Source organism: Pseudoxanthomonas sangjuensis (genome assembly GCF_010211755.1).
Lineage (GTDB): Bacteria > Pseudomonadota > Gammaproteobacteria > Xanthomonadales > Xanthomonadaceae > Pseudoxanthomonas_A > Pseudoxanthomonas_A sangjuensis.
In genome coordinates this window covers 1-26,522 of sequence record NZ_PDWR01000020.1, presented here as the reverse complement: position 1 = coordinate 26,522, position 26,522 = coordinate 1, and the positions used below count along the sequence as shown (strand labels likewise).

Sequence of the window (26,522 nt, the reverse complement as noted above, 5' to 3'; positions counted from 1 at the left end):
CGGCCGTGCTGTCGAGGAAATCGATTTCGCGCTTCGGCGTCGCGCTGGCCCTGGTCCTGTCGTTGCCGGCGTGCAAGCCGGCCGGCGTGCATTTCTTCGCCGAGGGCCAGCCGGCGGCGTTGAGCGAATGGAGCGTGCTGAAGGTGCGGGACGGCCGCCTGTCGCTGAACGAAGGCGTGGTGCCGTACGACCTCAATACCCCGCTGTTCACCGACTATGCGCACAAGCTGCGCACCATCTGGATGCCGCAGGGGAAGTCCGCGCGCTACGACGCGCAGGGCGCGTTCGATTTCCCGGTCGGCACCATCATCAGCAAGACTTTCTACTACCCGTTGCCATGGGGAACGGCGTGGGACGGGAAATCCGTCGCGCGCACTTCGCCGGCCGACAGCGTGCTGGAAGGGGAAACGCTGGACCTGTCGAAGATACGTCTGGTCGAAACCCGCCTGCTGGTGCGGCGGGAAGGCGGATGGGTGGCGCTGCCCTACGTGTGGAACGATGCGCAGACCGAGGCGGTGCTGACCCGCACCGGTGCGATGGAGGACCTGGAGCTGGTCGGCGCGGACGGCGCGCGCGAGGCCTTCACCTACGTCGTGCCCGACCAGAACCAGTGCGGCAGTTGCCACATGCCGGAGAACCGCAGCCGCGCGCTGCAGCCGATCGGGCCGAAGGCGCGGCACCTCAACCGCGACTTCGATTATGCCGGCGGCGCGGAAAACCAGCTCGTGCGGCTGGCCAGGGCCGGCTATCTCTCCGGCGCTCCCGCCGATCCGGCGCAGGCGCCGCGCAACGCCGACTGGCTCGACGACGCGCACGCCTCGCTCGATGCGCGCGCACGCGCCTACCTCGACATCAACTGCGGGCACTGCCACAGCCCGACCGGTGCGGCGATCACTTCCGGCATGTGGCTGGACGCGCACACCCGCGATCGCCTGCACAACGGCTTCTGCAAGCAGCCGGTCGCCGCGGGCAAGGGCACGGGCGACCGCCTGTACGACATCCTGCCCGGCGACGCCGATGGCTCGGTGCTGGTGTTCCGTATGGAAAGCGACGACCCGGGGATGATGATGCCGGAACTGGGCCGTTCGGTTACGCATCGCGAAGGCGTGGCGCTGATCCGGGCGTGGATCGATGCGCAGCAGGGGAAATGCGACTTGTAGGAATTCGTGGGAGAACCGCGGCCTGAGCCGCCTGGCAAGTTCGACGGGAGGGGATCATGGGATTGATGCAACGGGAGCTGGTGGTGGGAGTGCGCCGGGCCCTGCTGGGCACGTGCGCGATGGCTGCGTCCGCCGGCATGGCGTGGGCACAGGAAGCGCCGGCGGCGGATGGCGAGGCGGTGGAGCTGGATCGCATCGTGGTGACCGCGCAGAGCCGCGAGCAGGAACTCAAGGACGTGCCGATCGCGCTGCAGGTGATCGGCGAGGACGTCGTCCGCGAAACCGTGGCCGAGAACATCGGCGACCTCGACAGTTTCGTTCCCGGCCTGGAGGTTTCCGACGGCCAGCCGACCCAGGCCGGCTTCAAGCTGCGCGGGTTGAGCACGGGCGATTTCGGCATCGGCACCGACCCCACCGTCGGCGTGTACGTCGACGGCGTCTATGCCGGCCGCGGCGGCGGCACCGTGCTGCCGTTCCTCGACGTCGAGCGCATCGAAGTGCTGAAGGGGCCGCAGGGCACGCTGTTCGGGCGCAACACCGCGGCCGGCGCGGTGTCCATCGTCACCAAGCGGCCGAGCGACCATCTCGAGGGCCGCGCCCGGCTGCGTGCCGGCAACTACGGCAAGCAGTATTTCGACGGCATGCTGAACCTGCCGGCTGGCGAAACCGCCGCGTTCCGCATCAATGCGTTGTACAGCGGCACGGACGGCTGGCTGGACGACGCCGCGACCGGGGAAGCGCTCAACGATGGCGAAAACTGGGCCACGCGCGCGGCGTTCCGCTGGAACATCGGCGACAACACCCAGGCGCTGGTCAGCTGGGACCACGAGGACCTGGACGCGCGCTCGCGGCCGAGCATCGGCATCGTCGCGTTGCCGGACCTGCCGGCGTTGCCGATGGTCCCGGCCGATGCCGGCCTGTACGAGGACCCCATCGGCCATCCCGCCTATACCGACGTCGGGGACAACAACGAAACCCGCAAGTTCGATGGCGCGACGCTGATCCTGGACCACGCCTTCGAATGGGGCCACCTGACCGCGACCACCGCATGGCGCACGTTCGATACGTACAACCGCGCCGAAGAGGACGGCACCAACCGGCGCTACCTGTACATCGACACCATCAACATCGAAGACAACACGACCTGGTACCAGGAATTCAAGTTCAGCGGCGCCACCGACCGGCTGGACTGGGTGGCGGGCGCGAGCTGGTTCAAGGAGAAGGCGGAACAGGCCAGCGTGGTGGACCTGTACAGCGACAGCGTGGACACCGCCGCCGGCGCGGCGCTGGGCATGCCGATCTTCAGCCTGCTGCAGTCCGTGGCCGACATGTACGGGGTGCCCGTCGACCTGTTCGGCCATCCGTGGCGCGAGGCTTACCGGAACACCGCGGACAGCACGGCATACGCCGCCTTCGGCGACGTCATCTGGCACGCCACCGACCGGTTGAACCTCACCTTCGGCCTGCGCTACACGCGCGACCAGAAGGACTTCAGCTGGCTCAACGGCTTCCACCAGGCGCCGGAGCTGCAGGCGCAGATCCAGGTCTTGGAGGACCTGGGGATCCTGGCCGCCGCGGGCCTGACCGCCGCCGACATCGCCGGGCTCGACCTCGCGTTCTCCGATCCGGTCTCCTACGCGAACAAGGGCGTGACCAATCGCGCCAGCGACGCCTGGAGCGACTGGAGCCCGCGCTTCGTCGTCGACTACCACCCCTCCGACGACACCATGCTGTTCGCCTCGCTGGCCAAGGGCTACAAGGCCGGCGGCTACAACGCGTTCTCGCCGGGCGCCAGCTTCGACAACGAGGAGGTGTGGAATTTCGAGACCGGCATCAAGCGCGACCTGCGCGGCCTGCGCGTGCAATACGAGGCCTCGGCGTTCCATTACGTCTACGACAACCGCCAGGCGATCCGCCTCGACACCTCGACCGACATCCCGCGTTACGTCATCAGCACCGGCGACCTGACCGCGTGGGGCCTGGATTTCACCGTGCGCTGGCGGCCCAGCGACAACCTCGGCATCGACTTCGCCACCGAGTGGATCGACTCCACCTACAAGGACTTCGTCACCCCGGATGGCTACGACCTGAGCGGCGAACCGACCGGCGAGGCGATGTGGTCGTTCGCCGCCGGCATCGGTTACACGGTGCCGCTGGCCGAACGCGGCGACCTGCTGTTCTCGCTGCGCCATTCCTATCGCGGCGGCGGGCGGTGCAATTCGGCTTCGTCCAGCCAGGGCAACTGCGGCCGTTACGCCAACTTCACCATCGGCGAGGAGCAGAACCGTACCGACCTGTACCTGCGCTGGCGTTCGCCCGCCGACCGGTGGAGCGTGGCGGCCTATGCGAACAACCTGTTCGACAACCGCTACGTGACCGGTTTGCACACGTATGGGACCACGGTGATCGGCACCACCGGCGCCAGCATCAGCGAGCCGCGCTACTACGGGATGGAGCTGCAATACCAGTTCTGACGGCGGAGCGAGGGGAAACCCGACTGGCGCGCGACGCGCTCTGCCGGCATCCTTACGCGATGCCGGCAGCACGGTCCGATACAACCAGATCCGCGGTTTCCGCGTTCGACCAGCCCATCGGTCGCCTGCCCGGCGCCGGCCCGCGCGCGCTGGAGAAACTCGCCGCGCGTGGGCTGGCCACGCTGCAGGACCTGTGGCTGCACCTGCCGCTGCGCTACGAGGATCGCACTACGTTGACGCCGATCCGCGACCTGCAGCCGGGCGTGCCGGCGCAGGTCGAAGGCCGGGTCGAAGCGGTCGAACGCGGCTTCCGCTACCGGCCGCTGCTGCGCGTCGCGATCGGCGACGATTCGCAGGCCACGCTGGTGCTGCGCTTCTTCCATTTCCGTTCGCAGCAGGTCAACCAGTTCCGCGTCGGCGCGCGGGTGCGCTGCTACGGCACGCCGCGACCGGGCCAGCACGGCCTCGAAATCGTCCATCCCAGCTATCGCGTCCTCGGCGACGACGAGGAGGCCGCGCTCGGCGCGCAACTCGATCCGGTCTATCCCGCGGTCGAAGGCCTCGGCCCGGCGACGCTGCGCAAGCTGATCGGGCAGGCGCTCGACAAGCTGCCCGACGAGGCGGCGCTGGAGCTGCTGCCGGCGGGCCTGCTGCGCGAACTGCGCCTGCCGTCGTTGCGCAGCGCGCTGCTGGCGATGCACCGCCCCGAGCGCGACGCCGACCTCGCCGCGCTTGCCGCCGGCACGCACCCGGCGCAGCGCCGGCTCGCGCTCGAGGAATTGCTCGCGCACCACCTCAGCCTGCGTCGCCAGCGCATCGCGATGCAGAAACACCGCGCGCCGGCGCTGGCGGGGAAGGGTGCGCTCGCGCGGAAGCTGCAGGACACGCTGCCTTTCCGGCTGACGAATGCGCAGCAGCGCGTGTTCGCGCAGATCCGCGACGACCTCGCCAGGCCCGTCCCGATGCTGCGGCTGGTGCAGGGCGACGTCGGTTCGGGCAAGACCGTGGTCGCGGCGCTGGCGGCGATGCTCGCGGTCGAGTCCGGCAAGCAGGCCGCGCTGGCCGCGCCGACCGAACTGCTCGCCGAGCAGCACCTCAACAACCTGCGCGCCTGGCTGGAGCCGATCGGCGTGCGCGTGGCCTGGCTGGCCGGCAAGGTCACCGGCAAGGCGCGCGCGGCGGTGCTGGCCGACGTTGCGTCCGGCGCGGCGCAGGTGGTGGTCGGCACCCATGCATTGATGCAGGAAGCGGTGGTCTTCCACGACCTCGCGCTCGCCATCGTCGACGAGCAGCATCGTTTCGGCGTGCACCAGCGCCTCGCCCTGCGCGACAAGGGGGCGGTCCTCCGGCAGGCTCAGGATGAGCGGGTTTCAAGCGTGCCGCACCAACTGGTGATGACCGCGACGCCGATCCCGCGCACGCTGGCGATGGCCGCCTACGCCGACCTCGACGTGTCCGCGATCGACGAGCTGCCGCCGGGCCGCACGCCGGTGCAGACCGTGGCGCTGAGCGCGGAGAAACGCCCCGAGCTGATCGAGCGCATCCGCGCCGCCTGCACCGAGGGCCGGCAGGCGTACTGGGTGTGCACGCTGATCGACGAAAGCGAGGAAGTCGTCGCGCAGGCCGCGCAAACGACCTTCGAGCAATTGTCCGCGTCGATGCCGGAACTGCGCATCGCCCTCGTCCACGGGCGGATGAAGGCCGCGGAAAAGCAGGCGACGATGCGCGCGTTCAAGCACGGCGACGTCGACCTGCTGGTCGCGACCACGGTGATCGAAGTCGGCGTCGACGTGCCGAACGCTTCGCTGATGATCGTCGAGAACGCCGAGCGCCTCGGCCTGGCCCAACTCCATCAATTGCGCGGCCGGGTCGGCCGCGGCGCGGCCGCGTCGACCTGCGTGCTGCTGTACCAGCCGCCGCTGTCGCAGATGGCGAAGCAGCGGCTGGCGACGATGCGCGAGACCAACGACGGCTTCGTCATCGCCGAAAAGGACCTGGAGCTGCGTGGCCCGGGCGAACTGCTCGGCACGCGCCAGACCGGGCTGGCCGGGTTCCGCGTCGCCGACCTGTCCCGCGACGCCGGCCTGCTGCCGCAGGTGCACCAGCTCGCCGACCGCCTGCTCGCCGAAGCGCCGGACCTGGCCGACTGCATCGTCGCGCGCTGGGTCGGCGGCGCGGCGCGCTATGCCTCGGCGTGACAAGGCAGTAGCGGGCGCAGGGGAGTGGGAAGCGGGCCGGGAAGCCCGCTCTCGCTCGCTTCTCACTCCGCTCCACCCACTCCTCGCTCTTCCCGCATAATCCCGCCATGACCAAACCCATTCCATTGCTGATCGACACCGATCCCGGCGTCGACGATGCGCTGGCCATCCTGATGGCCTTCAACGATCCCGGCCACGACGTCGTCGGCCTGAGCATCGCCGCCGGCAACGTCGGCCTCGAGCACACCGTGCGCAATGCGCTGAAGCTGTGCGAGGTCGCCGGCCGCGACGACGTGCCGGTGTTCGCCGGCTGCGCGTCGCCGCTGGTGTTCGTGCCGCGCGAGGACGCCGCCCACGTGCACGGCCGCGACGGCTTCGGCGACGTCGACTACGAGCCGGTCGCGCGCCGGGCCGAAGCCGAGCATGCCGCGCTCGCGATCCTGCGCCTGTCGCACCGGTACGCCGGCGAGCTGCTGCTGGTCGCGCTGGGGCCGCTGACCAACATCGCACTGGCGCTGAAGCTCGATCCCACCCTGCCGTCGCGCATCAAGCGTTTCGTCGTGATGGGCGGTGCGGTCACCGGCCATGGCAACATCACCCAGGCGGCCGAGTTCAACGTCGCCTTCGATCCGGAAGCGGCACACGTGGTGTTCGAGGGCTTCCCCGTGTTCGACCTGGCCGACTGGGAGGCGGTGATCGCCCACGGCTTCCACCACCAGAAGGCCGAACGCTGGCTGCAGGCGGACTCGCCGCGGGCGCGGTTCTACGACGCGATCTCGCTGCAGACCCGCCGGTGGTCGGCCGACCGCCGCGGCGAGCTGTGGCACAGCGCCGATGCGCTGGCGATGGCCTACGCGCTGCAGCCGGACGGCGCGCTGGAGCTGGCCAAGCGACCGCTGCAGGTCGAAACCGCCGGTGCGCTGACCCGCGGCGCCACGGTGACCGACTGGAACCGGCAGACCGGCCGCCCGGACAAGGCCCGGATCCTGCTGCGCTACGACCAGGCCCGCTTCGAGGGGCTGGTCGAGGCCGCATTGGCCGCGGGATAGGGCGGCTTGCGCCGGGCTCCGGCAGGCCGCTATAATGCCGCTCTTTCCCTGCGCCCTGGCGCAATCCAGACCTGAAAGGTGCCGCCATGAAGGCCGACATCCATCCGAATTACCGCGACGTCGTTTTCCACGACGTGACTTCCGATTTCAAGATCCTGACCCGCTCGACCATTCCGACCAAGGAAACGATCAAGTGGGAAGACGGCAACGAGTACCCGCTGGTCAAGGTGGAAATCTCGTCCGCGTCGCATCCGTTCTACACCGGCCAGCACAAGGTCGTGGACACCGGCGGCCGCATCGACAAGTTCAAGAAGCGCTTCCAGAAGAACTGAGCGCCGCGCGGGACGGATTCCATGCCGTCCACGACGCCCTGACGGCCGCGCCCAGCGCGGCCGTTTTCGTTTGCGCTCGCCGCGGGAACGGCGGCCGGCGATGTTCCGCTCCGGCGCTGCGGATTAGCCTTTGGTATGGGAACGGTATTTCCCGCTGGCGCCGTACGTAGGCGCCTGTGCGATAATTTTCGTTCCCGCGGCCGCGCCGCGGACTCCCGTCCCGTGTCCGCCGTGCGCAACCGGCGGGCGCAACCCCACGAAGGAGCGCTTTGTGTCCGATCTCAACCAGGCCACCCTGACCGCCGGCGACAAGTCGGTGGCCCTGCCGGTCCTCAAGCCCACCCTCGGCAACGAGTGCGTCGACATCTCGAAGCTGACCAGGGAAACCGGCCTCTTCACCTACGATTCCGGCTTCACCGCCACCGCCAGCTGCAAGTCCGCGGTTACCTACATCGACGGCGACAACGGCGTGTTGCTGTATCGCGGTTACCCGATCGAGCAACTGGCGGCGAAGTCCAGCTTCCTCGAGGTGGCCTACCTGCTGATGAACGGCGAGCTGCCTTCGAAGGCGGAATTCGCCAAGTTCGAGGACGAAGTCACGCATCACACGATGATGCACGAGTCGCTGAAGAACTTCCTGCACGGCTTCCACTACGACGCGCATCCGATGGCGATGCTGGCGGGCACCGTGGCCTCGCTGTCGGCGTTCTACCACGACACCCTCGACCTCGAGGACCCGGAGCAGCGCCGCCAGGCCGCGATCCGCCTGATCGCGAAGGTGCCGACCCTGGCCGCCGCCGCGTACCGCTATTCGATCGGCTGGCCGATCCGCTACCCGCGCAACAACCTCGACTACGTCAGCCGCTTCCTGCACATGATGTTCGAGGTGCCGAGCGAGCCGCTGGAACTCAACCCGGTGGTGGCCAAGGCGCTGGACCTGCTGTTCATCCTGCACGCCGACCACGAGCAGAACGCCTCGACCTCGACCGTGCGCCTGGTCGGTTCGACCGGCGCCAACCCGTACGCCTGCATCGCCGCCGGCATCACCGCGCTGTGGGGCCCCGCGCACGGCGGCGCCAACGAGGCGGTGCTGAAGATGCTGGAAGAGATCGGCACGCCGGACAAGGTCGACAGCGCCGTGGCCAAGGCCAAGGACAAGGAATCGGGCTTCCGCCTGATGGGCTTCGGCCACCGCGTCTACAAGAACTTCGACCCGCGCGCCAAGATCATCCGCGAGATGACCCACAAGGTGCTGGGCGAGCTGGGCGTCAACGACCCGCTGCTGGAAGTGGCGATGAAGCTGGAAGAGGCGGCGTTGAAGGACGAGTACTTCATCCAGCGCAAGCTGTACCCCAACGTCGACTTCTACAGCGGCATCATCTACAAGGCGCTGAAGATCCCGACCGAGATGTTCACGGTGATGTTCGCGATCGGCCGCACCGCCGGCTGGGTCTCGCACTGGCTGGAGCAGCAGGTCGACCCGGAAGCCAAGATCGGCCGCCCGCGCCAGATCTACACCGGCCACGACGTGCGCGACTACAAGGACATCGGCTCGCGCTGAGCCGCCGCGCCCACCGAGTGGAGGAAAAGCCCCGGCAACGGGGCTTTTTTCATGCCCGCGACAGGTGCGCGACCGCCGCGGTCGCCGCGTCGCGGTCGTTGTCGTCGAACTTCCCGACGATCAGCTCGTCCATCGGCACGCCGTCGAGGCAGCGCGCATTGACGTCGATGCCGTCGGGGTTCGACCTCGGCACGTAGAACGGCTTGATCCCGCAGTGCCTGCAGAAGAAGTGGCGGGCGACGCCGGTGTTGAAGCGGTATTCGGCCAGGCTTTCCCCGCCGGACAGCAGTTCGAACGCCGACGCCGGCACGATCAGGTGCAGGAAGCCGCTCATCCGGCAGATCGAGCAGTTGCAGTCGAGCACGCGCAGCGGCCATGCCGCGCGCACGGCGAAGCGCACCCGGCCGCAGTGGCAGCCGCCCTCGAGCGGAACGGTTTCCTCGCTCATGCCGGGGAGTGCGCCTCGTAGCCGGCGATTTCCTCGTCCGCCAGCAACTGCCGCAGTTGCGCGGCCGACGCGCGGCGCATCGGTTTCTCGTCGACGTTGGACAGTGGCGCCTGGCGCAGCGCGGCATGCGGCAGCACGGTCAGGTCGAAGGCCAGGTTTTCGGCGCTGAACAACCACACCGGCAGGTCGGCGTTGCGCTCGCGGTCCAGGCGCAGGCGGCGACTGCGCGATTCGGCGGGGATGCGGTGCTCCTCGAGGAAGCGCGCCACCGCGTCGGCGTCATCGCTGTGCAGGTGCAACTGCACCGGTGCGTGCGCGTCGGCGGTGCCGTCGAGCACCGCGCCGACCAGGCGCGGCGAGAACGGCGCGAAGAAGTCGAGCGCGCGCAGCGCGGCCTCGCGGCGCGCGCGCAGGCCGGCGGCATGCGCTTCACCGGCGAACAGGCGCTGGTATTCGCGCAGCGCGTCCTCGATCTCGCGGTTGCGCGGCAGCGAGGCATCATCGAGGATGCCGAGGCGGCTGGCGGCCTTGAGCTTGGCCTGGTGGTAGTCGCGGATGCCGCCTTCGGCCATCAGTCGCGCGGCCTCGTGGGCGAGCTGGCGGCGGCGTTCCCGGGTGCGGGTCTCGGCGTGCTGTCGGGCGTGGTGCATGGTCGGCCTCCGCGTCCAGAGCTGCGACGACTGTACACCGGAAGCGGAGAACGAGGAATGAGGGGCGAGTGGCGAGGAAGGCGTGGGCTTCCACGCGTTCCCCGTTCCTCTGCGCTCGTTTCTCTCCGCTGGCTCCTCGCTAGAAGATGTCGAACGCTTCCTCGTCCGGCACCGCGTCTTCGGTGTTGTACAGGTCCTGGGTCAGGATCCGTTCCGCGTCCTCGGCCTTGACCCATTCGGTGGCGCCGTTGCTGGTGATCTGCACCATGCCCGCGGGCGGATCGTTGCGCGCGACCGGCTCGTCCTTCAGTGCCTCGCGCATGTAGTCGATCCAGATCGGCAACGCGGCGCGGCCGCCGTATTCGCCCCGGCCCAGGCTGCGGAAGTCGTCGCGGCCGACCCAGACCACGGTGGCGTAGCGGCCGCCGAAACCGCCGAACCAGGCGTCGCGGTAATCGTTGGTCGAACCGGTTTTGCCGCCGATGTCCTCGCGTTCCAGCACCCGGGCCGGCGTGCCGGTGCCGCGCAGGACCACGTCGCGCATCATCGACACCAGCTGGTACACGGTGCGTTCGTCGATCGCGCGTGGCGCGGTCTTCGTTTCCGCATCGACGGGCTTGGCCGGCTCCGCCTGTGTCGGGGCACGCTCGGCGGGCTTCGGCGCCACCGGTGCCGAGCGCGCCGGGCCGAGGTCGAAGCCGTCGACCACGTTGCTGGCCGGCGCGGCGGTCGCGCCCGGCGCGACCTGGCCGCAGCCGCGGCAGGCGATCGCCGGGGTTTCCTTGAAGATCACCTTGCCTTCGCGGTCCTTGACCTCGTCGATCAGCCACGGCGTCACCAGCGAGCCGCCGTTGGCGAAGGTGGCGTAGCCGCGCGCCATCGACAGCGGGGTCAGCGAGGCGGTGCCCAGCGCCATCGACAGGTTCGGCGGCAGTTCCGCTTCGTCGAAGCCGAACTGCTTGATGTACTTGCGCGCGAAGTCCACGCCGATTGCGTCGAGCAGGCGCACCGAAACCAGGTTCTTCGACTGCACCAGCGCCTCGCGCAGGCGCATCGGCCCGGAGAAGCCGCCGCGGTCGTTCTGCGGCCGCCACAGGTGGCCGCGGCGGTCGCGGAACACCACCGGTGCGTCGAGCACGATCGACGCCGGGCTGAAGCCCTTGTCGAACGCGGCGGCATAGACGAAGGGCTTGAAGCTGGAGCCGGGCTGGCGGCGCGCCTGGGTGGCGCGGTTGAACTTGTTGCCGGCGTAGCTGTAACCGCCGACGATGGCCCGGATCGCGCCGCTGTAGGCGTCCAGCGAAACCAGCGCGGCCTGCGCGCTCGGCACTTGGGAGAGCAGGAATTCGCCCGGGTTCTTGCCGGCCTTGATCCGCACCAGGTCGCCGCGCTTGAGCAGCGCGGCCGGCGACTTGCCGGCCCACTGGCTGGCCGAGGCAGGCAGGGGGATTTCCTTGGCGTCGGCGGTCACCACGACGGCGCCGCCATCGGCGCCGGTGCGGGCGACGACGGCCGGCCACAGGCCGGCCTGCGGCGCGATGCCGGCCAGCTTCGCCGCCAGCGCCGTCGCGTCGGCCCCGGCCGGCACGTCGAAATGCTGTTCGACGCCATGCCAGCCGTGGCGGCGGTCGTACAGATCCAGGCCTTCGCGCACCGCACTGTCGGCGGCCTGCTGCGCGGTCGCGTCGATGGTGGTGACGACCTGGTAGCCCTTGGTCAGCACGTCGCCGCCGTAGCGGGCGATCATTTCCTGGCGGACCATTTCCGCGACGTACGGCGCCTGCACTTCGACCGGGCGCTCGTGCGGGCTGGCGTGCATCGGCTCGGCGGCGGCGGCCGCGGCTTCGGCCGCGCCGATGTAGCGGTCCTCGCGCATGCGCTCGACCACGTACACGCTGCGCTCGTGGTTGCGCTGCGGGTTGCTGATCGGGTTGCCGCTGGACGGGAACTTCAGCGTGCTGACCAGGGTGGCGGTCTCGGCCAGGGTCAGCTGATCCAGCGGCTTGCCGTAGTAGTACTCGGCCGCCGCGGCGACGCCGTAGGCGCGGTTGCCGAAGAAGCTCTTGTTGAGGTACAGCTGCAGGATCTCGTCCTTGGTCAGTATCCGTTCGATCTTCAGCGCCAGCATCATTTCCTGCAGCTTGCGCGCGTAACTGACCTCGTTGCTGAGGAAGAACTGGCGCGCGACCTGCTGGGTGATGGTGCTGCCGCCGGCGACGCGGCCCTCCTTGCCGCTGACGATCTGCCAGATCGCGCGGCTGATGCCCTTCGGCGAGATGCCGCGGTGCTTGTAGAAGCTGGCGTCCTCGGCGGCCACGAAAGCCTGCTTGACCCGGTCGGGGACCTGGGCGATGTCGACCGGGTAGCGCCGGGTCTCGCCGAACAGGCCGATCAGGCGGCCATCGCTGGCGTAGACGTAGAGGGGCTCCTGCAATTCGACGTTGCGCAGCGCCTGCACGTCCGGCAGCTTGGCCGAAACCACGAAATACAGCGCGGTCAGGCCGATCGAGGCGAGCAGGGACAGGGCGAGCAGGGCGATGATCGCCCAGCGCAGCAGGCGGGGGAAGCGCGGCATCCTGACGGGTCCGATTGCAGAAATTCCAGCGACGGAGTATAGATGACGGGCCGGAACCGCAGGGGGCGTTTCTTTGGGGAACAATAACTTGAGGCGCATCCTTCGTGAACCGTGACAAGCGGCACAGGGCGGGAAGGCGAGCTTGCAAGTCGTAATGTCTTCGTTATTAATGTGTCGGCAGGCTGAGTCCGGTCTGCCCGTTGTGCCCGTCGGAAAGGGGAAATACCGTGGGGCTAATCCCTAAAAGCCAGTCGCCGCTGATCGGCGTGGACATCAGTTCGACCGCGGTCAAGCTGATGCAGCTGTCCCGTGCCGGCAACCGCTACCGCGTGGAGCACTACGCGGTCGAGCCGTTGCCGCCCAATGCGGTGGTCGAGAAGAACATCGTCGAGGTCGAGGCGGTCGGCGAGGCGATCCGCCGCGCCGTGACCCGTTCCGGCGCCAAGGCCAAGTACGCCGCAGCCGCGGTGGCCGGTTCGGCGGTGATCACCAAGATCATCCCGATGCCCGCCGACCTGGACGAGGCCGACCTGGAAGCCCAGGTCGAGCTGGAGGCGGTCAACTACATCCCGTACCCGATCGAGGAAGTGAACCTCGATTTCGAGGTGCTGGGGCCGATGCCGAACAACCCCGAGATGGTGCAGGTGCTGCTGGCCGCGTCGCGCTCGGAGAACGTGGAGCTGCGCCAGTCCGCGCTCGAACTGGGCGGCCTGACCGCCAAGGTGATGGACGTGGAGGCCTTCGCGGTCGAGAACGCCTTCGCCCTGATCGCCAACGAATTGCCGGTGCCGCGCAACGGCGTGGTCGCGCTGGTCGACATCGGCGCCACCATGACCACGCTGAACGTGTTGCGCGGCGGGCGCAGCCTGTACAGCCGCGAACAGGTGTTCGGCGGCAAGCAGCTGACCGACGAGGTCATGCGCCGCTACGGCCTGACCTACGAGGAGGCCGGCCTGGCCAAGCGCCAGGGCGGGCTGCCGGAAAGCTACGAGGTCGAGGTGCTGGAGCCGTTCAAGGAAGCCACCGTGCAGCAGATCAGCCGCCTGCTGCAGTTCTTCTATGCGGGCAGCGAATTCAACCGGGTCGACCAGATCGTCCTTGCCGGCGGCAGCGCCGTGCTGCCCGGATTGCCGGACATGGTCGAAGAGCAGCTGGGCGTGCCGACCGTGGTCGCCAACCCGCTGGCGCAGATGACCCTCGGGCCGCGCGTGCAGGCGCATGCGCTGGCGCAGGACGCGCCGGCGCTGATGATCGCCACCGGCCTGGCCCTGAGGAGCTTCGACTGATGGCCAAGATCAACCTGCTTCCCTGGCGCGCGGAACGACGCGCGGCCCGGCAGAAAGAGTTCTACGCGATGCTCGGCTTCGCCGCGGTCGGTGGCGTGGTGCTGTCGTTGCTGCTGTGGTTCTACTACGGCCAGCTGATCAGCGGCGAGCACCGGCGCATCGATTTCCTGAATGGCGAGATCACCAAGGTCGACGCGCAGATCAAGGAAATCGAGGAGCTCGACAAGAAGAAGGGCCGCCTGCTGGCGCGCAAGAAGGTGATCGAACAGCTGCAGGCCAACCGCTCGCAGATGGTGCACCTGTTCGACTCGCTGGTGCGCACGATCCCCGATGGCGTGATCCTGACCAACATCAAGCAGGAAGGCGACCTGCTGACCCTCGAAGGCAGCGCCCAGTCCAACGCGCGGGTCAGCACCTACATGCGCAACCTGGAGACCTCGGGCTGGATGACCAAGCCGGACCTGGCGATCATCGAGGCCAAGGACAACAGCAAACCGGGGCAGTCGGTGCCGGTCAGCCGCGCCCTGCCGTACCAGTTCAGCCTGCAGGTGCGCCTGGCCAACCCGAATGCCGACGCGGATGGCGACGGCAAGCCTGACGCCCCCGTTCCCGCCCCTGCCGCGTCGCCCGCGACGACGGCACCCGCCGCTCCCGCGACCCCGGCCGCCGCTCCGGCACCGGCACAGCCCGCCCCCGAAACGCAGACGAGGCCGGCGTCATGAGCCAGAAGAAACCGTTCAAACTCAGCGACCTCGATTTCAACAACATCGGCGCCTGGCCGCGCAATGCCAAGCTGGTGTTCTGCGTGCTGGTCGGCCTGTTCATCCTGGTGATGTTCTGGCTGCTGCTGATCAGGGGCCAGCGCGACGAACTGAAGGGCCTGGAGCGCCAGGAAGCCGACCTGCGCCACCAGTTCGAGGAAAAGGCCGGCCGTGCCGCCAACCTTGAGCCGCTGAAGCAGCAATTGGCGCAGATGGAGCAGGTGCTGCAGCAGATGCTGCGGCAGCTGCCCAGCAAGACCGAAATGCCCGACCTGATCGTCGACATCTCGCAGACCGCGCTGTCCAGCGGCCTGGCCAACGAACTGTTCAAGCCGGGTCCGGAATCGCCGCGCGAGTTCTATGCCGAGAAGCCGATCGCGCTGCGCATGGTCGGTACCTACCACCAGTTCGGCGCCTTCGTCAGCGGCGTGGCTTCGCTGCCGCGCGTGGTGATCCTGACCATGCACGACATCTCGCTCAAGCCCAAGGGCACGAAGGGCGCGCTGGAACTGTCCGGCACGGTCAAGACCTACCGTTATCTCGACGAGCTGGAAACGGCCGAGCAGGAAAAGAAGGCCACCCAGGCCGCTGGTGGCAAGCCAGCGGGAGGTATGAAATGACCGCTCTGAAGATTGGCGCAACCGCGACTCGTGTCCTCATGGTCACAGGCATGGCGATCGCGCTCGGCGGGTGCCTGCGCGACGTCGGCAGTTCCTATGGGAATGCCCCCAACCTGAAGAAATGGGTGGACGACGTGCGTGCGCGTCCGGCACCGCCGCTGGAGCCGCTGCCGGTGATGCAGCAGTTCGAGACCTTCGAATACGCGGCGCAGGGCCTGCGCGACCCGTTCAGCGACGCCTGGAGCAACAGCGACAGCGGTGGCCTGCGCCCGGACCCGAACCGGCGCAAGGAGACGCTCGAGCAGTATCCGCTGGACAGCCTCGACATGGTCGGCACCATCGGCACCGGTCCGGGGCTGGTCGCACTGGTGATGGCGCCCGACAAGGTGACCTACCGGGTGCGGCCCGGCGCCTATCTGGGCCAGAGCGACGGCCGCGTCACCAGCGTCCACGAAGACCGCATCGAACTTGTTGAACTGGTACCGGACGGCGCAGGCGGATGGCTGGAACGCCCGGCTTCCATCGCGCTCGAAGATCAATGATTAGGGGATACCCGATGACCGCTTCCAAAGCTCACAGCCTGCGTCCTTCGCGTCGCCTGGCCACCGTCCGGGCCTGTGGCCTGGTACTGGCGATCGGCTTGTCGGCCGTTGCCGGTGCCGCCATGGCCGCGCCCGCAACGCCCATGTCGCCGGCCCCGGCGGGAAGCGCCGCAACCGCGCCGGTCGAGGTGTCCGCGATCGACTTCAAGCGTGGCGAGAACGGCGAAGGCCGGCTGATCCTGCGCTTCAGCGACAATGGCGCGACGCCGGACCTGCGCAGCCAGGGCGACTCGGTCGTCGTTGACGTCGGCAACGCGGCTTTGCCGGCCAGCCTGCAGCGTCCGCTCAACGTCGTCGACTTCGCCACCCCGGTGCAGCGGGTCGACGCGCACGCGCTCGGCAAGGGCACCCAGCTGGTGCTGAGCACCAAGGGCGGCTTCGAGTCGCTGGCCTACCAGACCGGCAACGAGTACATCGTCGAGATCGTGCCCCGCGCCGACCAGCGCGCGGTCGGTGCGACGGCCGCCGTCGCCGGCGCTTCCGCGACCGCGGCGACCAAGGCCCGCGGCTACACCGGCCGCCCGGTCACGTTCAATTTCCAGGACGTGCCGGTACGCACCGTACTGCAGCTGATCGCCGAGGAATCGGGCCTGAACATCGTTGCGTCCGACACCGTCACCGGCAACGTCACCCTGCGCCTGGTCAACGTGCCGTGGGACCAGGCGCTGGACATCGTCCTGCGCGCCAAGGGTCTGGACAAGCGCCGCGACGGCGGCGTGATCTGGATCGCCCCGCAGCCGGAGCTGGCGAAGTTCGAGCAGGACAAGGAAGACGCGCGCATCGCGATCGAGAACCGCGAGGACCTGGTCACCGACTACATCCAGATCAACTACCACAGCGCCAGCGCCATCTTCAAGGCGCTGACCGAGGCGAAGGGCGTCGGCAACCAGGGTGGCGGTGGTGGCGGTACGGGCAACAACCAGAACGAGAACGGCTTCCTGTCGCCGCGCGGCCGCATCGTCGCCGACGAGCGCACCAACACGCTGATGATCAGCGACATCCCGAAGAAGGTCGCGCAGATGCGCGAACTGATCGGCGTCATCGACCGCCCGGTCGACCAGGTGCTGATCGAGGGCCGGATCGTCATCGCCACCGATACCTTCGCCCGCGACCTGGGCGCGCGCTTCGGCGTCATGGTCAACAACCTCCAGGACGACGGCAAGGGCGATGTCTACGGCGGCAACACCGCGGACAACGTCAACATCGTCAACGGCTCCGACCGCGTATTCCCGAGCGCATACAACGTCAACCTGCCGGCCAGCGGCTTCACCAACAGCCCGGCGGCGGCCATCGCCTACACCCTGCTGCGCAGGAGCTTCAATCTGGACCTCGAGCTGTCGGCCATGCAGGAGGAAGGCCGCGGCGAAGTCGTTTCCAACCCGCGCATCGTCACCGCCAACCAGCGCGAGGGCGTGATCCGGCAAGGCCAGGAAATCGGCTACGTCACCATCACCGGCGGCACCGCCGGCGCCGCGGCCACGCCGAACGTGCAGTTCAAGGAGGCGTTGCTCGAGCTGAAGGTCACCCCGACCATCACCAACGATGGTCGCGTGTTCCTGAACCTCAACGTCAAGAAGGACGAGGTCCGTGATTTCATCACGTTGTCCGGCTACGGCACCGTGCCGACGCTGGACAAGCGCGAGATCAACACCGCGGTGCTGGTCGAGGACGGGCAGACGGTGGTGATCGGCGGCGTGTACGAGTTCACCGATCGCAGCAGCATCGCCAAGGTGCCGTTCCTGGGCGATATCCCCTTCCTCGGCAACCTGTTCAAGAAGAAGAGCCGGATGAAGGACAAGGCCGAACTGCTGATCTTCATCACCCCGAAGGTGCTGTCGGTGGCCAAGCGCTGAGCGCGGGCCATCCGCCAGGCGAAACGAACGGGCCGCAGCGATGCGGCCCGTTCGCGTTTGCGCCGGCAGGGATGCGTTCGACAAAGAACGCGGTCTGAATCCCGGAGGCGGACCGGCGACGCGGTTAGGAACCAACGTGGCACACTCCGGTCAAACGAAACCCGCATGCAGATCGTCGCCATGGACTCGCCCGTTCCGCCGCTTTCCGATATCGCCGCATCCCGCCTGCACGACGCGTTCCGCGCGTTGCGCGACGACCTGTCGCGGCAGATCGTCGGCCAGTCGGCGCTGATCGAGCGCCTGCTGATCGCGCTGCTTGCCGACGGCCACCTGCTGGTCGAAGGCGCGCCCGGCCTGGCCAAGACCACCGCGATCCGCGCGCTGGCTTCGCGCCTGCAGGCCGACTTCGCCCGCGTGCAGTTCACCCCCGACCTGCTGCCGGCCGACCTGACCGGCACCGAGGTCTGGCGGCCGCAGGAAGGCCGCTTCGAGTTCCAGGCCGGGCCGATCTTCCATCCGTTGCTGCTGGCCGACGAGATCAACCGCGCGCCGGCCAAGGTGCAGTCGGCGCTGCTGGAGGCGATGGGCGAACGCCAGGTCACCGTCGGCCGCCATACCTATCCGCTGCCGCCGCTGTTCCTGGTGATGGCCACGCAGAACCCGATCGAACAGGAAGGCACCTTCCCGCTGCCGGAGGCGCAGCTGGACCGTTTCCTGATGTACGTGCGCATCGGCTACCCGGAAGCGGCGGCGGAAACCGAGATCCTGCGGCTGGCGCGCGAACGCGCGCGCGAAACGCTGCGGCCGGCCGCGCAGGAGGTCGAAAGGATGCCGCAGGAAGACGTGTTCGCCGCGCGCCGGGCGGTGCTCGACCTGCACGTGGCGCCGCAACTGGAACGCTACCTGGTCGAACTGGTGCTGGCCTCGCGCGATGCCGGGCGCTACGACCCGCAACTGGCGCGGCGCATCGCCTGGGGCGCGAGCCCGCGCGGTTCGATCGCGCTCGAGCGTTGCGCGCGGGCACGGGCCTGGCTGGCCGGGCGCGACTACGTGACCCCCGACGACGTGCGCGCGATCGCGCCGGACGTGCTGCGCCACCGCGTGCTGCCGAGCTACGAGGCGACCGCCGAAGGCTGGGACGGCGACAGGCTGGTCGCGGCATTGCTCGAGAAAGTGCCGCTGCCGTGAGCCGGCGATGAGCGACGGCATCCAGCCAACCCTGTCCGAACTGATCGCACTGCGCGCGGTCGCGCAGCGTCGCCCGCCGGCGCGGAAGGGTTCGCAGCATTCCGCGGGGCCATCGTCGTCGATGCTGCGCGGGCGCGGCATGGAATACGCCGAGTCGCGCGAATACGTGGCCGGCGACGACGTGCGCCACATCGACTGGCGGCTGACCGCGCGCAGCGGCCGCACCCACACCAAGCTGTTCCAGGCCGAGCGCGAACGGCTGACGTTGATCGTCGCCGATACTTCGCCGGCGCTGTATTTCGGTACGCGCGTGCGCTTCAAGTCGGTGCAGGCGGCGCGCGCCGGCGCGGTCGCGGCGTGGGCGGCGGTGCGCGCCGGCGACCGCATCGCGGTATTGCGCGGGACGAAGGGCGAGGCGCCGGTGCCGCCGGCGTCGGGATCGCGCGGCGCCCTGCGCGCGCTCGACGCGCTGGCGCGCTGGTATGCGCAACCGCCGGCGGACGACGCGGGGCTGGCCTTCGCGCTCGACCATGCCGCGCGCCTGTTGCGGCCCGGCTCGCGGCTGGTCGTGCTGGCCGATCCGCACAGCATCGTGGGCATCGACGCAAGGCGCTGGCCGACGCTGGCCGCGCACAACGAGGTCGTCGTGCTGCTGCTGAGCGATGCGCTGGAACGCGAGCCGCCGAAGGCGGCGCTGCCGTTCTCCAGCGCCGGCCATCGCGTCGAACTGGACCTGGGCAACGCCACGCAGCGGCAGAATTGGCGCGGCGAGTTCGTGCGGCCGCTGGAGGCGGCGCTGGACGCGTTGCCGAAACGCGGCGTGCGCGCGTTCGAATTGCGCGCCGATGCGCCGAGCGAATCGTGGCTGCCGCTGCTCGGCCGGCCGCAGGCGCAGGTGGCCTGATGCCGGCGGGCATGGCGAGTGGCGGGCTGGTGCTTCGCGACGTGCACGTGCCGGCCGCGCCGTCGTGGTGGCCGCCGGCACCGGGCTGGTGGCTGGTCTTCGCCCTCGTCGCGCTCGCGCTCGCCGTCGGTCTTGCCTTCGCATGGCGCCACCGGCGCCGGCGGCGCTCGTGGGAGCGACTGTTCGACGCCGCCGCGAACCTGCCGCCGTCGGGCGAGCGCGTCGCGGCGGTTTCCGAGTTGCTGCGCCGCGCCGCGCGCAAGTGCGATCCGGCGGCGGACAAGCTGGATGGCGAGGCGTGGCTGCGTTTCCTCGATGGGCGGAAACGCGGTGATTTCAGCGGCGAGGCCGGTCGCCTGCTGCTGGACGGCGCTTACCGGCGCGATGTCGATGAAGCCGATGTCGCGCGGCTGCTGCCGCCGGCGCGCGCGCGCTTCCTCGAATTGATGGCGGGGAAGAAGCCGTGATCGACACGTGGCTCGACCCGCTGCGTACGGCCTTCGGCGGCTTCGCCTGGCCCTGGGCGTGGGCCGCGTTCCCGCTGCCGTGGCTGGTGGCGTGGCTGCTGCCGGCGCGGCGCGGCGGCGCGGCGGCGCTGAAAGTGCCCTACGGCAAGCGGCTGGAGGCGATCGCCGGCGCAGGCACGGGGTCGCCGCGGCACCTGCGGGCGCTGGCGCTGCCGTGGCTGGCGTGGTTCCTGCTGTGCGCCGCCGCCGCGCGTCCGCAGCAGCTCGGCGCGCCGGTCGCGCCGCCGCAGAGCGCGCGCGACCTGATGCTGGCGGTCGACCTGTCGGGCAGCATGAGCGAGCCGGACATGGAACTCGGCGGGAACGTCGTCGACCGGCTGACCGCGGCGAAGGCGGTGCTGGCCGACTTCCTCGAACGCCGCGCCGGCGACCGCGTCGGCCTGCTGGTGTTCGGCCAGCGCGCCTATGCGTTGGCGCCGCTGACCCTGGACCGCGATTCGGTACGCGAGCAACTGCGCGACAGCGTGGTCGGCCTGGCCGGGCGCGAGACCGCGATCGGCGACGCGATCGGCCTGGCGGTCAAGCGCCTGCGTGCGCAACCGGAAGGGCAACGCGTACTGATCCTGCTGACCGACGGCGTCAACACCGCCGGCGCGCTCGACCCGCTGAAGGCGGCGGAACTGGCGAAACAGGAAGGCGTGCGCGTGCACACCATTGCCTTCGGCGGTGCGGGCGAAGACGCATCGTTCTTCGGCTTGCCGTTGCCGATGCCGGGCGGTGGCGAGGAAATCGACGAGACGACGCTGCGCCGGATCGCGCAGACGACTGGCGGGCGTTTCTTCCGTGCCCGCGACACCGACCAGCTCGCCGGCATCTATGCCGAACTCGACCGCATCGAGCCGGTGCAGAAGGAGGGCGAGATGGTGCGGCCGCGCATCGAGCGTTACTGGTGGCCGCTGTCCGCCGCGTTGCTGGTCGCGTTGCTCGCCTTCGCCAGGCCGGGACGGAGGCGCGGATGAGCCCGGCCTTCGCCAGCCTGCATTTCCTGCGCCCGCACTGGCTGTGGGCGCTGCTCGCGCTGCCGTTGCTGTGGTGGTGGTGGCATGCGCGGCAACGCCGCGCCAGCGCCTGGCGCGAAGCGGTGGACGCGCACCTGCTGCCGCACCTGCTCGAGCACGGCGGCAGGTCGGCGCGCGGCGCGTGGTGGCTCGGCGCGCTCGGCTATGCGCTGGCGGTGTTCGCGCTGGCCGGGCCGAGCTGGCGGCAGGACGAGCAGCCGCTGTGGCGGACGCAGGCCCCGCTGGTCGTCGCGCTGGACCTCTCCGGCGCCATCGCCGCAGGCGACCTGCCGCCGTCGCGGCTGCTGCAGGCGCGGGCCAAGCTCGCCAGCCTGCTGCGCGAACGCCGTGGCGGCCAGGTCGCATTGGTCGTGTACGCGGGCGACGCCTTCACCGTCGCGCCGCTGACCGACGACGCCGACAACGTCGCGCTGTTCCTCGACGCGCTGGAGCCCTCGGTGATGCCGGTCGACGGACAGGACGCCGCGCGCGCGATCGAATGGTCGGCGCGGCTGATGCGCCGCGCCGGCTTCCCGCGTGGCGAAATCCTGCTGCTGACCGACCAGGCCGACGCAGCCGCGCGCGCGGCGGCGGCGAAGGCGGCAGGCGCGGGGTTCCATGTTTCCGCGCTGGGCCTCGGCACCGCGGACGGCGCGGTCTACCGCACGGCCGACGGCCGCATCGGCCGCGCCCGTCTGGATGCCGCATCGCTGCGCGCGCTGGCGCTGGCCGGCCACGGGCGCTATGCGCCGTTGACCGCGGACGATGGCGACCTGCGCGCGCTCGGCGTGCTCGATCCGCAGCAGGCCGTGCTGGGCGAAGGCGCGCAGGGCAAGCGGCGCCTGGCGTGGCGCGACGAAGGCTACTGGCTGCTGCCGCCGCTGATGCTGCTCGGCCTGCTCGCGTTCCGCCGCGGCAGCGCGGTCGCCGCGCTGGCATTGTGCGTGCTGCTGCCGCTGTCGCAGTCGGCGCGGGCCGCCGACGGTTCGCTGTGGCGCCGACCCGACCAGCAGCGGCACGCGCGCATCGCGAAGGGTGCGGAGGCCTACCGCAAGGGCGATTTCGCCACTGCGGAACGGGCTTTCTCCGGCATCGACAGTCCCGATGCGTTCTACAACCGCGGCAATGCGCTGGCGAAGCAGGGCCGCTACGACGAGGCCATCGCCGCCTACGACGAAGCGCTGCAACGGCGGCCGGGCATGGAGGACGCCATCGCCAACCGCAGGGCGGTCGAGGCGGCGCGCAAGCGGCAGACGCAGGACCAGCAGGACAGGAAGAACCAGAAAAACCGGCGGCAGGACGATTCCGGGCAGAACCGGCAACGGGAGCAGGGTCAGGGCAACCAGGACGAGTCGCCGGTACAGGGACAGCAGGATCCGTCCGACCCGCAATCGGATGATCGCTCCAAGGGTCGGCCGCAAGCCCGTTCGCAACAGCAGGATCGACAGGATCCGCCACCGAAGCCGCAAGACCCGCAGGACCAGCAGGCCGCCGACGCGGCGCAACGCGAGCGCATGCGACAGGCGAAGCAGCAGCAGCCGAAGGCTGGCGAAGGCGAACCGCCAGGCGAGCGCCAGCAAGCGGAGACCGCGCAGCAGCGCGAACGCCAGCAGGCGACCGAAGCCTGGCTGCGCCGCGTGCCCGACGATCCGGGCGGCCTGCTGCGCGCCAAGTTCCGGATCGAATACGCGCGCCGGCAACGGGAGGGACGATGATGCGCCGGATCGTGGCCCTGTTCGCGATCTGCTTCGCCTGCGCATTCGTGCCGGCGCAGGCGTCGGTGCGCGCGTGGCTGGACCGCACCGAAGCGGCGGAGGGCGAAGCAGTCACGCTGAACATCGAGACCGACGAGGCCGCCAGCCCGGATTTCTCGCCGCTGCGTGCCGATTTCGACATCGTCGAACAGTCCAGCAGCAAGCAGATGCAGTGGGTCAATGGCGCGTTCAGCGCGAAGACGCTGTATGCGGCGAGCCTGCTGCCGAAGCACGGCGGCAGAATCGCGATTCCGCCGCTGCGCGTGGGCACGCAGGCGACGCCGCCGTTGAGCGTCACCGTGCGCGCCGCCTCCGCGGCGTCGCCCGGCACGAACGCCGACGTCTTCCTGCAGACCGAAGTCGACGACCCGAATCCCTACGTGCAGCAGGCCGTCGGCGTGACCGTGCGGCTGTACCACGCGGTGACGCTGACCGGCCAGCTCGACCTCGAGGCGCCGGACGGCGCCGCGCTGCAGCAGGTCGGCAACGATGCGCAGTCGACGCGCACCGTCAACGGCCGCACCTACAACGTGTTCGAGCGCCACTACCTGCTGGTGCCGGACCGCAGCGGCGCGCTGACCTTGCCGGCGCCGCGTTTCGCCGGGCGCGGCGTCGGCGGCTGGATCGACGAATTCCTCGGCGACGGTCGCCGCGAACTGCGCATCAGCGGCACGCCGCGCACGTTGCAGGTGAAGCCGCAGCCGGCCAATGCGCCGCAGCCCTGGTTGCCGCTGCGCGACCTGCGCCTGCGCTACGTGTCCGCGCCGCAGAGCGTGCGCGCGGGCGAGGCGATGACGCTCACCGTCGAGGCGGTGGCCGTGGGCGCGACGCGCGCGCAGTTGCCGGACCTGCCGGCGCCATCGGTGCCCGGCGCGCAGGTATTCGCCGAGCCCCAGCAGTACGACGAGACCTTCCGCAATGGCGTGCCGCAGGTCGTGCTGACCCGGCGCTATTCCGTGGTGCCCGACGGTAGCGGCACCCTGCGCATCGCCGGCATGCGCATGGCGTGGTGGGACGTGCGCGCCGGCGCGGCGAAGACCGCGACGCTGCCCGACCTCGACGTGAAGGTAACGCCGGGCAACGGCGGTTTCGCCAACCGGCGCCCGCCGCCGCCCGTCGCGCCGAGCGCCGATGCTGCCGCGTCGGCGAACGGAACCGCCGACGCGGCGCAGATTCCCGCGCACGTGTGGACCTGGCTGGCGGTATTCTTCGCGGTGCTGTGGCTGGCCACGCTGATCTGGGCGGTGTGGCGGCGGCATGGCGGCGCGCCGGCCGATGCGGCATCGTCGCAACCCGCGGCGGCGCGCCGGCCCACGCGTACGCTGCCCGACCTGAGACGGGCGCTGGACACCGGCACGCTGGACGAGATCGGCGAAACCCTGCGCGCGATGGCGCCGTCGCCGGTCGCCGACCTGGACGCGCTGCTGGCGCGGCTCGACGACGCGCGGCAGCGCGAGGCGATCGAAACGATGCGCCGCGCGCGCTGGGCCGATGGCGATGGCAGTGCGGCGCGCACGGTCCTGCGTGCCGCGTTCAAGGACGGGCCGAAGTGGAAGCCGCCGGCGATGCAAGGCAAGGAAATCCTGCCGCCGTTGTATCCCGAGTGAGGATCGAAGCCCCTCTCCCGCCGGGAGAGGGGTTGGGGTGAGGGTACGGCGAAGTCAGCAACGTTCTGGGTATTGCAGGCTTCGCCGTACCCTCATCCGTCCCTTCGGGACACCTTCTCCCGACGGGAGAAGGGAGGGGCAGAAACGGGTTTGCTAAGCTTCGCGGCTGTTTCCACAGGATTTCCCGCGCATGACCGACGCCAACGCCGGCCACAAGGCCAAGCTGCCCCTGCACTGGAAGATGCTGATCGGCTTCGTCGCCGGCCTCGTGCTGGGCCTGGTCGTGCACGCCACGGGTGGTGCCGAGGCCGGATGGGTGCAGTGGCTGACCGAGCACGTGACGCAGCCGGCGGGCACGCTGTTCCTGCGCCTGATCTTCATGCTGGTGCTGCCTTTGCTGTTCTCGGCGCTGATTGTCGGCGTGGCGGAGATGGGCGACATCCGTTCGCTCGGCCGCATCGGCTGGCGCACGCTGGGCTATACCGTGGTCGTCTCCGGCATCGCGGTGGTGATTGGCCTGGTGCTGGTGAACGTGATCAAGCCGGGCGCCGGCGTCGATCCGGTCGCCGCGCAGCAGATGCTGGCGCAAGGCAGCGAACGCGCGCAGGCGATCATCGGCAGCAACACGCAGAGGCCGGGCGTCGGGAACATGCTGCTGTCGCTGGTGCCGGACAACGTGGTCGGCGCGGCCGGCAAGAACGAGATCCTCGCGGTGATGTTCTTCGCGCTGATGCTCGGCGTCGGCCTGGTGCTGACCAAGGGCAGCGAGGCCACGGGTGCGTTCAAGCGCGCGGTCGAGGGCCTGTTCGAGGTCTCGATGACGTTGATCGGGATCGTGATCAAGCTGGCGCCGTACGCGGTGTTCTGCTTCATGTTCAACCTGGCGGCGCTGTTCGGCTGGGACCTGCTGGTCAAGCTGGGCTGGTACGTCGGCGTCGTCGTGCTGGCGTTGGCGCTGCACATGTTCGTGGTCTATTCGGCGGCGCTGAAGTTTTCCGGCTGGTCGCCGCTGGCGTGGTTCCGCCAGATCCAGGAAGTGATGGTGATGGCGTTCTCCACCGCGTCGAGCAACGCGACGCTGCCGACCTCGCTGCGCGTGGCGGAGGACAACCTGAAACTACCGAACAAGGTGTCGCGCTTCGTGCTGACCGTCGGCGCGACGGCCAACCAGAACGGCACGGCGCTGTTCGAGGGCGTGACGGTGCTGTTCCTGGCGCAGTTCTTCGGCGTGGACCTGGACCTGGGCCAGCAGCTGATGGTGATGTTCGTCTGCATCCTCGGCGGCATCGGCACCGCCGGCGTGCCGGCCGGCTCGCTGCCGGTGGTGGCGCTGATCTGCGGCATGGTCGGCGTGCCGGCCGAAGGCATCGGCATCATCCTCGGCGTGGACCGCTTCCTCGATATGTGCCGCACGACGCTGAACGTCACCGGAGATCTGGTGTTGGCGACGATGGTGTCGAAGGGCGAAAGTGCCACGGATTAGTGTTGGGTCGCGCGGAATTTCGAGTAGACATGGATAAGCAGCATATTTTGAATGAGATCCGGCGGACTGCCGTGGCTAACGGTGGTGTCGCATTGGGTCTCGACAGGTTCCTGTCTGAAACTGGCATCAAATACAGCGATTGGCGCGGAAAGTATTGGGCTCGTTGGTCCGATGCCATTATCGAAGCTGGATTCGAGCCTAACGAGTTGAATGCGGCGTTTGACGACTCTGAGATTCTTTGGCAGCTAGCCACCTTAACTAAAAAGCTTGGTAGATATCCTACGAATTCCGAAATGCGGTTGGAAAGAAATGGAGGTAATTCCAGCTTTCCTAGCCACAACGTGGTAGCTCGGCTTGGCAGGAAGGGGTTCACCCCCGTTTTCACGGACACTTACGAGAAGGCCGATCAAGGCCATGAGGAGTGTTCATGTCGAAGCGAAGGAAGTTCAGCACCGAGTTCAAGCGCGGTGCGGTTGAGCAGGCCAGCCAGCC

The 26,522-nt window shown here is 69.2% G+C and carries 22 protein-coding genes; 19 read left to right on the top strand and 3 right to left on the bottom strand.

Annotation, left to right across the window (positions count from 1 at the left end; all coding sequences use genetic code 11):
- Positions 1 to 5 precede the first annotated feature (5 nt).
- From CSC71_RS11115 to CSC71_RS11090, 6 genes are all read left to right on the top strand, one after another.
- Positions 6 to 1,160, top strand: a complete 1,155-nt coding sequence (locus CSC71_RS11115) for an SO2930 family diheme c-type cytochrome (protein ID WP_246192171.1) — start codon at positions 6 to 8, stop codon at positions 1,158 to 1,160.
- Positions 1,161 to 1,216: 56 nt separating this feature from the next.
- On the top strand, positions 1,217 to 3,634 hold the full coding sequence (locus tag CSC71_RS11110; protein WP_162374446.1) for a TonB-dependent receptor: 2,418 nt from the start codon (positions 1,217 to 1,219) through the stop codon (positions 3,632 to 3,634).
- Between the two features lie 59 nt (positions 3,635 to 3,693).
- Positions 3,694 to 5,832, top strand: a complete 2,139-nt coding sequence (gene recG / locus CSC71_RS11105) for an ATP-dependent DNA helicase RecG (RefSeq protein ID WP_162374445.1) — start codon at positions 3,694 to 3,696, stop codon at positions 5,830 to 5,832.
- Between the two features lie 107 nt (positions 5,833 to 5,939).
- Positions 5,940 to 6,881 (top strand): nucleoside hydrolase, encoded by a 942-nt coding sequence (locus CSC71_RS11100; RefSeq protein WP_162374444.1) that lies wholly within the window; start codon positions 5,940 to 5,942, stop codon positions 6,879 to 6,881.
- 86 nt (positions 6,882 to 6,967) lie between these two features.
- Entirely contained in the window at positions 6,968 to 7,213 is a 246-nt protein-coding gene (locus tag CSC71_RS11095; protein ID WP_162374443.1) for a type B 50S ribosomal protein L31, read from the top strand.
- A gap of 271 nt (positions 7,214 to 7,484) precedes the next feature.
- Positions 7,485 to 8,774: a citrate synthase gene (locus CSC71_RS11090; RefSeq protein ID WP_162374442.1), complete on the top strand. Its 1,290-nt coding sequence runs from the start codon at positions 7,485 to 7,487 to the stop codon at positions 8,772 to 8,774.
- A 49-nt stretch (positions 8,775 to 8,823) separates the two neighbouring features.
- Here CSC71_RS11090 and CSC71_RS11085 read toward each other — a convergent pair whose 3' ends face one another.
- The 3 genes from CSC71_RS11085 to CSC71_RS11075 form a co-directional block, all read right to left on the bottom strand.
- Positions 8,824 to 9,222: a GFA family protein gene (locus CSC71_RS11085; protein WP_162374441.1), complete on the bottom strand. Its 399-nt coding sequence runs from the start codon at positions 9,220 to 9,222 to the stop codon at positions 8,824 to 8,826.
- The gene (locus tag CSC71_RS11080) at positions 9,219 to 9,872 is read right to left on the bottom strand and encodes a hypothetical protein (RefSeq protein WP_162374440.1); all 654 of its coding nucleotides are present in this window, start codon (positions 9,870 to 9,872) and stop codon (positions 9,219 to 9,221) included. The genes CSC71_RS11085 and CSC71_RS11080 overlap by 4 nt, the downstream gene beginning before the upstream one ends.
- Positions 9,873 to 10,011: 139 nt before the next feature.
- Positions 10,012 to 12,447, bottom strand: a complete 2,436-nt coding sequence (locus tag CSC71_RS11075; RefSeq protein WP_162374439.1) for a penicillin-binding protein 1A — start codon at positions 12,445 to 12,447, stop codon at positions 10,012 to 10,014.
- A 227-nt stretch (positions 12,448 to 12,674) separates the two neighbouring features.
- Here CSC71_RS11075 and CSC71_RS11070 point away from each other — a divergent pair, with 227 nt between their 5' ends.
- The 13 genes from CSC71_RS11070 to CSC71_RS15470 all read left to right on the top strand — a co-directional run.
- The gene (locus CSC71_RS11070; protein WP_162374438.1) at positions 12,675 to 13,733 is read left to right on the top strand and encodes a pilus assembly protein PilM; all 1,059 of its coding nucleotides are present in this window, start codon (positions 12,675 to 12,677) and stop codon (positions 13,731 to 13,733) included.
- Complete coding sequence (locus CSC71_RS11065) at positions 13,733 to 14,455, top strand: PilN domain-containing protein (RefSeq protein WP_162374437.1); 723 nt, start codon at positions 13,733 to 13,735, stop codon at positions 14,453 to 14,455. The genes CSC71_RS11070 and CSC71_RS11065 overlap by 1 nt, the downstream gene beginning before the upstream one ends.
- Positions 14,452 to 15,114: a type IV pilus inner membrane component PilO gene (locus CSC71_RS11060; RefSeq protein ID WP_162374436.1), complete on the top strand. Its 663-nt coding sequence runs from the start codon at positions 14,452 to 14,454 to the stop codon at positions 15,112 to 15,114. The genes CSC71_RS11065 and CSC71_RS11060 overlap by 4 nt, the downstream gene beginning before the upstream one ends.
- Before the next feature lie 50 nt (positions 15,115 to 15,164).
- The gene (locus CSC71_RS11055) at positions 15,165 to 15,656 is read left to right on the top strand and encodes a pilus assembly protein PilP (RefSeq protein WP_425501948.1); all 492 of its coding nucleotides are present in this window, start codon (positions 15,165 to 15,167) and stop codon (positions 15,654 to 15,656) included.
- 14 nt (positions 15,657 to 15,670) lie between these two features.
- Positions 15,671 to 17,569 (top strand): type IV pilus secretin PilQ, encoded by a 1,899-nt coding sequence (locus tag CSC71_RS11050; protein ID WP_162374435.1) that lies wholly within the window; start codon positions 15,671 to 15,673, stop codon positions 17,567 to 17,569.
- Between the two features lie 180 nt (positions 17,570 to 17,749).
- Entirely contained in the window at positions 17,750 to 18,757 is a 1,008-nt protein-coding gene (locus CSC71_RS11045) for an AAA family ATPase (RefSeq protein ID WP_162374494.1), read from the top strand.
- Positions 18,758 to 18,764: 7 nt separating this feature from the next.
- Positions 18,765 to 19,661: a DUF58 domain-containing protein gene (locus CSC71_RS11040; RefSeq protein WP_162374434.1), complete on the top strand. Its 897-nt coding sequence runs from the start codon at positions 18,765 to 18,767 to the stop codon at positions 19,659 to 19,661.
- A gap of 11 nt (positions 19,662 to 19,672) precedes the next feature.
- Positions 19,673 to 20,128 carry a DUF4381 domain-containing protein gene (locus CSC71_RS11035; protein ID WP_162374493.1) on the top strand — a complete coding sequence of 152 codons (456 nt, stop codon included), beginning with the start codon at positions 19,673 to 19,675 and terminating at the stop codon, positions 20,126 to 20,128.
- A complete protein-coding gene (locus CSC71_RS11030; RefSeq protein ID WP_425501949.1) occupies positions 20,128 to 21,147 on the top strand; it encodes a vWA domain-containing protein in 1,020 nt (339 codons plus the stop codon). The genes CSC71_RS11035 and CSC71_RS11030 overlap by 1 nt, the downstream gene beginning before the upstream one ends.
- Entirely contained in the window at positions 21,144 to 22,901 is a 1,758-nt protein-coding gene (locus CSC71_RS11025) for a VWA domain-containing protein (RefSeq protein ID WP_162374432.1), read from the top strand. The genes CSC71_RS11030 and CSC71_RS11025 overlap by 4 nt, the downstream gene beginning before the upstream one ends.
- Positions 22,898 to 24,547 (top strand): BatD family protein, encoded by a 1,650-nt coding sequence (locus CSC71_RS11020; protein WP_425501947.1) that lies wholly within the window; start codon positions 22,898 to 22,900, stop codon positions 24,545 to 24,547. The genes CSC71_RS11025 and CSC71_RS11020 overlap by 4 nt, the downstream gene beginning before the upstream one ends.
- Positions 24,548 to 24,737: 190 nt before the next feature.
- Positions 24,738 to 26,030 (top strand): dicarboxylate/amino acid:cation symporter, encoded by a 1,293-nt coding sequence (locus CSC71_RS11015; protein ID WP_162374430.1) that lies wholly within the window; start codon positions 24,738 to 24,740, stop codon positions 26,028 to 26,030.
- Positions 26,031 to 26,059: 29 nt separating this feature from the next.
- On the top strand, positions 26,060 to 26,522 hold a 463-nt coding region (locus CSC71_RS15470; RefSeq protein WP_211367998.1), incomplete at its 3' end, for a hypothetical protein.